6 protein-coding genes, 1 tRNA gene and 1 pseudogene are annotated in these 6,094 nt (G+C 60.8%); 2 read left to right on the forward strand and 6 right to left on the reverse strand.

Annotated elements, in window-relative coordinates; translation table 11 throughout:
- Positions 1–219, reverse strand: a 219-nt coding sequence (locus ABSE61_RS35560) for a hypothetical protein (RefSeq protein ID WP_423875840.1), incomplete at its 3' end; no start/stop codon positions are given.
- Positions 220–221: 2 nt separating this feature from the next.
- On the opposite strand from ABSE61_RS35560, the gene ABSE61_RS35565 reads away from it, so the two are divergent.
- A complete protein-coding gene (locus ABSE61_RS35565) occupies positions 222–689 on the forward strand; it encodes a hypothetical protein (protein ID WP_423875841.1) in 468 nt (155 codons plus the stop codon).
- A gap of 382 nt (positions 690–1,071) precedes the next feature.
- On the opposite strand, the gene ABSE61_RS35570 is transcribed toward ABSE61_RS35565, so the two are convergent.
- From ABSE61_RS35570 to ABSE61_RS35590, 5 genes are all read right to left on the reverse strand, one after another.
- Positions 1,072–1,147, reverse strand: a tRNA-Lys gene (locus tag ABSE61_RS35570).
- Positions 1,148–1,605: 458 nt separating this feature from the next.
- Positions 1,606–2,157, reverse strand: coding sequence for a Spy/CpxP family protein refolding chaperone (locus ABSE61_RS35575; RefSeq protein WP_423875842.1), 552 nt, complete (start codon positions 2,155–2,157; stop codon positions 1,606–1,608).
- A gap of 173 nt (positions 2,158–2,330) precedes the next feature.
- Positions 2,331–3,617 (reverse strand): TRAP transporter large permease, encoded by a 1,287-nt coding sequence (locus ABSE61_RS35580; protein ID WP_423875843.1) that lies wholly within the window; start codon positions 3,615–3,617, stop codon positions 2,331–2,333.
- On the reverse strand, positions 3,617–4,189 hold the full coding sequence (locus tag ABSE61_RS35585; protein WP_423875844.1) for a TRAP transporter small permease: 573 nt from the start codon (positions 4,187–4,189) through the stop codon (positions 3,617–3,619). The genes ABSE61_RS35580 and ABSE61_RS35585 overlap by 1 nt, the downstream gene beginning before the upstream one ends.
- A gap of 241 nt (positions 4,190–4,430) precedes the next feature.
- Entirely contained in the window at positions 4,431–5,435 is a 1,005-nt protein-coding gene (locus tag ABSE61_RS35590) for a TRAP transporter substrate-binding protein (RefSeq protein ID WP_423875845.1), read from the reverse strand.
- A 489-nt stretch (positions 5,436–5,924) separates the two neighbouring features.
- Here ABSE61_RS35590 and ABSE61_RS35595 point away from each other — a divergent pair.
- Positions 5,925–6,094 (forward strand): annotated as a pseudogene (locus tag ABSE61_RS35595) (IS110 family transposase); the annotation flags it as partial.

The following is a 6,094-nucleotide window of genomic DNA, read 5'->3' on the forward strand; positions in this document are numbered from 1 at the left end:
GTGGCTGACCAGCACGCCTCGGCACGCGTGCGATAGCTTGGCGCGGTTTTCCTTCAGGCAGCCCAGAATGGTGAGGTCGCCTTGATCCATCAGCTTGCGGCAGAGACGTTGCACGTCGGGCGAGCAAGCCTTCTCCTCCTGGTCCGTCCCGCTGTGCGCAAGGACGACGGTCGAAGCCGGAACAGACAGCGGGATGAGTGCCAGATAGAATCTATGCATGCGTGGCCTCCTTCAGACAACTCAGCGACCTCTGTGCCCAGTCCGTTTGTCACCGGAACTTCAGCCTATCTAAACCATACCGTATCCTGCTCGACGAAGAGAGAAAGGCACAGCGCGCCCGCGCGGTCGATAGGCGTGCGCGTGCACTGGCGCAATGGCTGGACGCGCAGGCAGCGCGCGACAGCAATGGCGATGAGACAGCATGGCGGCTGAAGCCGTGCCCGTCGCTGATGTTCGTCAATGGCCCCGGTGAACTCGACCAGAAACACGACCAGGATCTACGCGATACCTGCGTTATGCTACTTGATCGCGCTGGCTGTGACTTGCTGACGATATGCGACATCACCGGGCACTCGTACCGGAGCGCGCAGACCATTGTGAAACATTACCGTGCTCGCAATGCCGATCGTGCCGATGCCGGCATCGACAGGCTCGAATTGCAGGTGCGCAAGGAAGGAATGAAGAGCTGATCGCCGACCGGCCGAATCTCATTTCGGCGGCGGTCTGAAGGCTTGCATGATGCTGTGCTGTTCGGCGCGTCAATATTCGGGATTTTCCAGTGATGACGGACGGCATCCCGTCCATCGCCTTGCCGAGCGCCGCCGACGATCTCGCAACGCGGTCCGATCTTAAGTCGCGCGCGGCGCTTCGCCTCCTTCTGCCGTTAATTCCCGATGATCGTTCTTTCTCATCGACAGTTTTCTGCGTACCGGATTGCTTCAAGAGCTTTCAGATAACAATCGTCATCTCGTCGCACGGCGTGCGACGTCCGACCACGAAAAGCGTCGCACGAGACCCGTTTTGTTCTAGGCCACGATCCCACGAAGATATTGGAAAGGAAGGATTTTTTCTTGGTGGGCGCACCAGGGCTCGAACCTGGGACCCGCTGATTAAGAGTCAGCTGCTCTACCAACTGAGCTATGCGCCCGGAACCAGTCCGGAAACGGCCACCGCAAGAGGGCGTCGTTTAGCAAAGCGACCTCTCGATGTCCAGCAAGCCTGTGGGCTTTTCGCAGGTAACCGCCATCCGGGCAAATAACGGAAAATACGCGGGATTCCGGCAATCTGGGCAGTCCCAGGGGCGAACGGTCCGCGGCGGTACGAAAGGGGAGCCGAATTTATCGGCTCCCCGATCCGTCATTGCGTGGGCGCAAGTGTCCCGAAGCGGTTGAGGAAATTGTCCAGCCGCTGCTGCGTTATGGCATCGAGCGCTCGTTACTCGGGGCCGCCGCTGATCCGATCCCGGCGAGCCTGACGGGATCGGCCATGAGCGCCGCCTTGGAGGCCGGTCACGGGAGACGCGAAAAAGCCGCCGGAGATTGCCGGCGGCTTTTCCTTGAGGTGATGCCGATCGACGAAGGGGATTTAAGTCAGAGGCGCTGTAACTTAGAGCCGCTCGGAGTCCGGTCCGCGGTCGCGACCGCCGCCGAAACCGTGCTGGAGACGACCGCGCCAGCCTTCACCGCCCTCGCCACCGCCGTGACGATTGTGATGGGTCAGCATCGCGAGCCGGCGCTTCTGGCCGTCATCGAGCGTCTTGTAGAGCGGGTCGGCCGCGTCCGCGATCTTCTTCAGCGCGGCAGCGGAAGCCGCCATGTTCTCGGCGCGCTTGCGCAGACGCGCGACCGGATCGGGCTTGACCTGATCGTCGGCCGGCTTGGCGGCCGCGGCCTGACGCGCCGCAGCACGATCGAGCCTGATCTTGACGAGTTCGCGCACCGCGCCCTCGACCGGCGGCCACAGCTTCTCCTGGTCGGCCGACAGCTTCAATCCGGCGTGCACCGCCGCAATCTTGGCATCGGCCATCGCCGCCCGGTCTTCCGGGCTCATCCTGGTGTGCCCCATCATGCGATCGTGGAACCAGCTGTGCTGGGCATAAACCGCCGTGGTCGCGGCGATAGCGAGCGCTGCAACGCCGGCGATAGCAAACTTCCTCATGTCAACCTCCCTTGAAGGTGCCGGGAGAATGGGCATACGCGCCTCCGCAATCAACTTACAGTTCGGCAACCAAGCCCACTCTTACCAAGATTTAATTCCGTTCACGATTGGAAACACTCAAAATCAAGGCACTTCATGACACTTCCAGTGGAGTTGATTGTCGCCAACCCGCACTACTGGATCATGCCGAGCAGCCGCGGCAGCCACAGCGAAATCTCCGGCACGTAGGTGATCAGCCCGAGGAAAACCAGCATCGCGCACAGCCATGGCAACACGGCCATCGTGATCTCGCTGATGCCCATCTTCGCAATGCCGCTGGCGATATAAAGGTTGAGACCGACCGGCGGATGGCAAAGCCCGACCTCGGTATTGACGATCATCAACACGCCGAGATGCACCGGATGGATGCCGATCTTGGTCGCGAGCGGAAACAGGATCGGCGCCATGATCAAAAGGATCGATGACGGATCCATCACATTGCCGGCGGCGAGCAGGATGACATTGACCACGAGCAGGAAGGTCCAGACGCCGAAATTCTTGTCGATGATCCAGGCCGCCATTTCCTGCGGGATCTGTTCGTGGGTCATCAGGAACGAGAACAGCACCGCGTTGGTGATGATGTAGAGCAGCATCGAGCTCATGCTGGCGGCCTGCAACAGCACCTTCCCGACCTGATTGAGCTTCAGCTCCTTGTAGACGAACACGGTGATGAAGAACGCGTAAGTGGCGGCCACGGCTGCGGCCTCCGTCGGCGTGAAGACGCCGCCATAGATGCCGCCCAGCACGATCACGATCAGAGCCAGGCCCCAGATGCTCTCGCGGAACGCGTTCCATTGCTGCTTCAACGTCGCGCGCGGCATTTTCGGATAGTTGTTGCGGTAGGCGATGAACCAGGTTACCGCCGCCAGCATCAGCGCGAGCAGAATGCCGGGCACGATGCCGGCCATGAACAGCGCGCCGATCGAGGTGTTGGTGGAAACGCCGTACAGCACCAGGATGATCGAGGGCGGCACCAGGATGCCGAGCGCGCCCGAGGTCGAGATCACGCCGACGCCGAAGCGCTTCGGGTAGCCGTGCTCGACCATCGCCGGCATCATGATCGAGCCGATCGCCACGACAGTGGCAACGCTGGAGCCGGAGATGGCGGCGAACATCGCGCACGCCGCAACGCCGGCAAGTCCGAGCCCGCCCGGCAGATGGCCGACCAGCGAGGTCGTAAACGCGATCATGCGCCGCGCTACGCCGCCGCGGGTCAGGAACGTGCCCGCGAGGATAAAGAACGGGATCGCCATGATGCCGAAATTGTCGAGGCCGGAAAACAGCTTCAGGCCGACGCTTTCGATCGGCACTTCCGTCATCGTGAACAAAAACGTCAAGACCGTGAGGCCGAGCGAAATCGAGATCGGCATGCCCGTCAGCATCAGCGCAAACAGCAGTCCGAAAATGAGAGCGGCGCTCATCACGCTTCTCCCATTGCAATCGGCGCGTCTTTCGACACTTCAATGCCGTCGACATTGGTCGCATCGTGATGCGGCAGTTCGCCGGTCTTGAAGTAGTGCCAGCACACCTGAAGGAAGCGGAAGCACATCAGATAGGAGCCGAGCGGAATGCAGCCGTAGACGATCCAGCTCGGAATCTCGAGGTCCGGCGAGACCTGGTCGGTGCTCATCAATTCGAACACGAATTTCGCGCCCATGGTGCCGACAATCGCGGTGAACAGTGCGCCGCCGAGCAGCCCAAACAGGATGACGCCCTTGCGCCAGCCGTCGTTGAGCCGCTTGATCAGCACGTCGACGCCGACATGGATGCCGGTACGGACGCCATAGGCGGCGCCGAACTTCGCCATCCAGATGAACATGTAGATGCAGAGTTCCTGCGACCAGGCGAGGTTGATCCAGAACAGATAGGGATAGAGGACGGGCACATCGACCAGAAAACGATGCACCACGGTGACGAACGTTATCAGCGTCGCCGCGCCCATCAGGCTCGCGATGATGATCTCCTCGAGCCTGTCGAGAATGCGTAGAAACACTTAGCCCCCTCCAAGCCGGCATCGTCGCCGGCACCAGCAATTAGCCACTCTGTCATGGCCGGTCTTGACCCGGCCATCCACGCCTTTCTTATTGATCCGTATCAAGACGTGGATGCCCGGGACAAGCCCGGGCATGACGGATACGGAGACGGCGCGTCGTCATGGCGCCCCCACCCGGCCGTCGCTTCGCGCCGGCCACCCTCCCCGCGCGTTCCGCGGGGGAGGGATTAAGAGCACACCCTCAATTCATCGGACTGCGGCCGGTCTCCTTCAGGAATTCGTCGATCAAGGGCTGACCGACGCGCGAGGCCACGTCCTTGTAGACCGGCATCATCGCCTTGCGCATCGCCTCGTCCTGCTCAGGCGTCAGCGTCACGATCTCGGTCTTGCCGGCCTTCTTGATCTCTTCCAGCGCGTCGTCGTTTTCCTTGGCCGACTGGTTGTTGCCGTACTCGGTGGCTTCCTTCATCGCTTTGGCGCAGGCTTCGCGGATGTCAGCCGGCATACCGTCCCAGAACTTCTTGTTTACGACCACGACGTAGCCGATATAGCCGTGCGTGGTGACGGTGGCGTATTTCTGCACTTCATGCATTTTCTGGGTGTACATGTTCGACCAGGTGTTTTCCTGGCCGTCGACCACGCCGGTTTGCAGCGCCTGATAGACGTCGGAGAACGCCATCACCTGCGGAATCGCACCAAGCGTGCGGAATTGCGCTTCCAGCACCTTCGAGGACTGGATGCGGAATTTCAGGCCCTTGTAGTCGCTAGGCGCGACCAGTCTCTTGTTGGCGGACATTTCCTTGAAGCCGTTGTCCCAGTAAGCGAGACCAGTCATGCCCTTGGCATCGAGCAGCTTGAGCAGCCTCGCGCCAAGCGGGCCGTCGGTGACTTTGCGCAGGGTCTTCAGGTCGGGCAGGATATACGGCAGATCGAACACCTCGAACTCTCTGATCCCGATCGGGCCGAATTTGGAGTTCGACGGCGCCAGCATCTGCACGGCGCCGAGCTGCAAGGCTTCCAGTTCTTCCTTGTCCTTGTAGAGCGTCGAGTTCGGATAGACTTCGACCTTGACCTTGCCGTCGGTGTACTTCTCGGCCAGTTCCTTGAACTTTTCGGCGGCCTTGCCCTTGGGCGTATCGGCGGCCACCACGTGGCTGAACTTGATCACGATGGGGGCTTGCGCCGCAGCCGGTGAAATCAACGCCAATGCCAAGACGGATGCCGCCGCCCAAATCAGTTTATGCATGGTTCCTCCCGCTCGCCTTTGAAGGGGAGCGCGCGAGGTTCGCAGCGCTTCCCGGTCTTCTTGTTACGCGTCCGCAAACCTTTACAGAGAAGGCGGCCGAAACGCCATTGCCCGTTAGCAGGGTGGTGAATGCGGGTATTGTTGCGGTGCACAAAGATACTGCTTCCCATTTTCTCCAACGTCATTCCGGGCCGCACCGTGAGGTGCGAACCAGGAATCCATGGTGCCGTCAGAACGTCGGGAGAAATGGATTCCGGGCTCGCCTCTTCGCCCCTGAATGACGATCGGATACAGCTTTGCATCCCCGCGACATCCCCTGCCCGAGTTTTGATCATTCATGCCCTCGATGAGAGGGCGCAGGGAAAGCCGGGTGGCCAGTGCACCCGCAGATGGGGTAACGGGCCTCTTGGCCCAGCGGGCGGTCGTCCCTCACATGATGGCGTGACGGAGTCGAGGATTGACCTCGCTCCAAGCATCAAGGAGACGACCATGGAGCATTATGCCGGAATCGATGTGTCATTGGAATGCTCAAGCGTATGTGTTGTGGACGGGAGCGGCAAGATTGTTCGCGAGACGAAGGTCGAGAGCGAGCCGGCGGCGTTGATCGGGTGGCTTGGTTCCCTAGGCTTTCGGCTTGGGCGGATCGGGTTGGAAGCGGG

The organism is Bradyrhizobium sp. (assembly GCF_049519115.1).
Lineage (GTDB): Bacteria > Pseudomonadota > Alphaproteobacteria > Rhizobiales > Xanthobacteraceae > Bradyrhizobium.

Bases quoted from the DNA above. Each gene is read 5' to 3' on its own strand.
- ABSE61_RS35575 (WP_423875842.1), bottom strand. From the start codon at position 2,157: ATGAGGAAGTTTGCTATCGCCGGCGTTGCAGCGCTCGCTATCGCCGCG.
- ABSE61_RS35580 (WP_423875843.1), bottom strand. From the start codon at position 3,617: ATGAGCGCCGCTCTCATTTTCGGACTGCTGTTTGCGCTGATGCTGACG.
- ABSE61_RS35590 (WP_423875845.1), bottom strand. From the start codon at position 5,435: ATGCATAAACTGATTTGGGCGGCGGCATCCGTCTTGGCATTGGCGTTG.